Source organism: Streptomyces sp. YS-3 (assembly GCF_045257485.1).
Classification (GTDB): domain Bacteria; phylum Actinomycetota; class Actinomycetes; order Streptomycetales; family Streptomycetaceae; genus Streptomyces.
In genome coordinates this window covers 1-3,339 of the sequence record NZ_JBJHPC010000701.1, presented here as the reverse complement: position 1 = coordinate 3,339, position 3,339 = coordinate 1, and the positions used below count along the sequence as shown (strand labels likewise).

Annotated in this window: 2 protein-coding genes and 1 pseudogene; 1 reads left to right on the top strand and 2 read right to left on the bottom strand. The window is 76.6% G+C overall.

Annotated elements, in window-relative coordinates; translation table 11 throughout:
* Nucleotides 1–938 (top strand): annotated as a pseudogene (locus ACJA3G_RS33505) (regulator); the annotation flags it as partial.
* Between the two features lie 370 nt (nt 939–1,308).
* On the opposite strand, the gene ACJA3G_RS33500 reads toward ACJA3G_RS33505, so the two are convergent.
* Complete coding sequence (locus ACJA3G_RS33500) at nt 1,309–2,661, bottom strand: NAD(P)/FAD-dependent oxidoreductase (RefSeq protein ID WP_406556800.1); 1,353 nt, start codon at nt 2,659–2,661, stop codon at nt 1,309–1,311.
* A 293-nt stretch (nt 2,662–2,954) separates the two neighbouring features.
* Nucleotides 2,955–3,339 (bottom strand): DUF1731 domain-containing protein (locus ACJA3G_RS33495; protein ID WP_406556799.1); only part of this gene is annotated, 385 nt, incomplete at its 5' end.

Here is a 3,339-nt window from a genome sequence, read left to right as displayed (position 1 = left end):
TGCCCCGGCAGCGCGGCTCGGAGCGCGGCCCCGGACAGCGGGTGACCAGCGGCGACATCGCGGCCCTGCGCTCGGTGGGGGAGCTCTTCCGCACCCTGGACCACGCCTACGGCGGCGGCCACGCGCGCCAGGCCCTGGTGCGGTATCTGGAGCACGAGGCCGAGCCGATGCTGCGCGGCAGCTACGGCGAGAACATCGGCCGCAGGCTCTTCGCGGCGGCTGCCGACCTCACCCGGCTGGCGGGCTGGACCTCGTACGACATCGCCGCGCACGGGCTGGCGCAGCGGTACTTCGTCCAGGCGCTGCGTCTGGCGCAGGCGGCCGGTGACCGGGCGTACGGGTCGTATGTGCTGGTCACCATGAGCCGCCAGGCCGTCTACCTCGGCCACGGCCGGGAGGCGGTGCAGCTCGCCCGGGTCGCCCAGCAGGGCGTCGGGTCCTCGGCGCCTCCGGTGGTACAGGCCCTGCTGCACTCCGTGGAGGCGCGCGGACACGGCGTGCTCGGCGAGATCCGGGCGTGCACGGCCTCGCTGGTACGGGCGGAACGGGCGATGGAGGCGGCTCGGCCGGGGGACGAGGTGCCGCACTGGGCGCGGTTCTTCGACGACGCGCAGCTGGCGGACGAGTTCGGGCACTGCCACCGGGATCTCCAGCAGTACCGGGCCGCCGCGCAGCACGCCGAGCGCTCCCTGCAGTTGCGCGCCCCGGCGTACGCCCGGTCCCGGCTCTTCTGCCGGGTGGTGCTGGCGTGCGCCCGGCTCGGGCTCGGGGAGCTCGACCAGGCGTGCGCGCTCGCCGCGGAGGCGGCGCAGCAGGCGAGCGAGATGCGGTCGGTCCGGGCGGTCGAGTACGTGCGGGACTTCGAGCGGCGGTTGGAGCCGTATCGGGATGCGGCGGCGGTGCGGACTTATCGCGACCGGGTTGCTGCGCTCGGGTAGGGGGCGGCTCTGTGTTGCCCGGGGTTCGTCTGCGGGCCGGTGGTGGGTTGCTCGCGCAGTTCCCCGCGCCCTTTGGTCCGTGGTTGTCTGCGGGGTGTGGGGGGCTGGTCGCGCAGTTCCCCGCGCCCCTAAACCCGCCTTCGTCCGCAGGCCCGGGTGGGTTGCTCGCGCCGTTCCCCGCGCCCCTAAACCCGCCTTCGTCCGCAGGGCCCGGGTGGGTTGCTCGCGCAGTTCCCCGCGCCCCTGGGTCGTTAGGGGCGCGGGGAACTGCGCGACCAGCCACCCACCGTCTGCACACGAAAGGACCACCCGCGCGCCGCAGGCACACCCACGGGCCGCACACGGACGCACCACCCGCGCGCCGCGGGCGTCAGGCCGCCGGGCTCATCGCCGTGTGCGTGGGGGTTGCGGGGCGCAGGCCCAGGTCGGTCAGGAGGGCGTGTGCGGCCCTGCGGCCCGAGTACAGGGCGCCCTGGACCGTGCTGGTGTCCCGGTGGTCCCCGCACACGTACAGGCCCGCCAGCAGCCGTACGGGGCGGCGTACGTCGTGGGGTGCGGGCATGGCCGGGACCGCGTCGGGGGTGTGGCGGACGGCCAGCAGCTCCCAGTCCGCCGTGGACGTGCCGTACAGCCGTCCCAGATGGGCCAGGACCGAGGCCTCCAGGTCCGGCGGCGGCGGGCCGAGCACGGTGGAGCTGATGAGCGTCCGCCCGCCCGGCGCGCGCGCCGGATCGACCTCGCTCATCACCGCCGTGTGCGCCACCGGCCCGCCCCCGTCCGCGTCCAGCAGCAGCGCCGGCTCGGCCAGCGGGGACGCGGGGGCGGTGTGGTGCACCACCGTCACCGGGTGGAACGGCGGCACCCGCAGCCCGGGCAGCAGCTCGGAGGCGGCGCGCGCGTCGGTGGCCAGCAGCAGCGAGCGGCAGCCGATCACGCCGTGGTCGGCCGTGGTCACCGCGGTCGTGGCGACCGCGGTGACCTTGACGCCGCTGCGGACCGTGCCGGGCGGCAGCGCCGCCGCGAGCAGTTCGGGCAGGACCGAGGCGCCCCCCGACGGCACACACAGCCGGCCGCGCGCGAAGCCGCGCAGGGCGAGGTCCGCGCACCGGCTGGAGGTGGTGAGGTCCGGGTCGCAGAGCAGCGCGGAGAGCAGCGGGCGGACGAACCCGTCGAGGGTGCGGGCGGGCAGCCCCCGGGTCTGCAGGGCCGTCCCGATGGGCAGTTCGGGCCGGGCGAGCAGCCGCTCCACCGGCGTCGCGGCGAGACGCGCGAGCGAGGCGCCCAGGCGGGCCTGGTCGAGCGCGCCGCCCAGCGGGGTGGCGGCGCCCCGCGCGGTGCTCCTGGGCACGCCCCGGGGGCCTCCCCGGGGGGCGCTTGCGAGGGCGCGCGCTGTTGCGAGTGCGCCCCGCGCGCTCCGCGGCACGCCCGCCCGGTAGTGGCGGCCCGCGCTGTGGACGAGCACCCCGGGCGCGAACGCGCTCACGGCCAGGCCGTCCAGGCCGGGCGTGCGCGTCAGCTCCGGGTACGAGGTGGAGAGCAACTGGCCGATCCGGTCGAGGCGGAAGCCGTCGAGGTGCTCGGTGGACATGCGCCCGCCCACCTCCCCGGCGGCCTCCAGGACCATGACCGAGACCCCCGCGCCGGTCAGCTGGTGAGCCGCTGACAGGCCGGCGAGCCCGGCCCCCACGATGACGACGTCCGCCTGGTGTGCGGTACTGAGCACGTGCCCCTCCCTGAGGTCGGCGCGGCTTGGTGGAGGCCTCATGCCCCCAACCGGTTCACGAAATGCAGGAGTTCGGAGAGAGAGACTAGAAAGCGCGGTCGATTCCGCGGGTCGCGCACACGACCGGGCACGGATGCACGGCGCCGCACCCCGTGCGCCGGTGCCCTTTCGGCCGGGCCCGCGAGACGGGTACGCGGAGCCCGCCCGGCCCGGACGGCCGCCGGTGTCCCGCCCCGCGCCTGCCCGGCGGCCTACCCGGCCGCCGGTGTCCCGCCCCGCGCCTGCCCGGCGACCTACCCGGCCGCCCTGATCGCCCCGTCGATCCCCGGGAACGCGAATCCGAAGCCCGACTCCAGGAGCCGGTGGGGCAGGACCCGCTGACTGCCCAGGACGTCCTGGGCGAACTCGCCCAGGACCAGCCGGATCGCCGGGGCCGGGACCGGGAGGAGCGCCGGCCGGCGCAGCACCCGGGCCATCGCCGCCGTCACCTCGCGGTTGGTGACCGGTTCCGGGGCCGTCAGGTTCACCGGGCCCGACAGGCCGGGGGTGTCCAGGAGGTGCCGCAGCGCCGCGATGTGGTCGTGCAGGGAGATGAACGACCAGTACTGGCGGCCGTCGCCGAGCCGCCCGCCCACCCCCCCGGCGGCCTCCAGGACCATGACCGAGACCCCCGCGCCG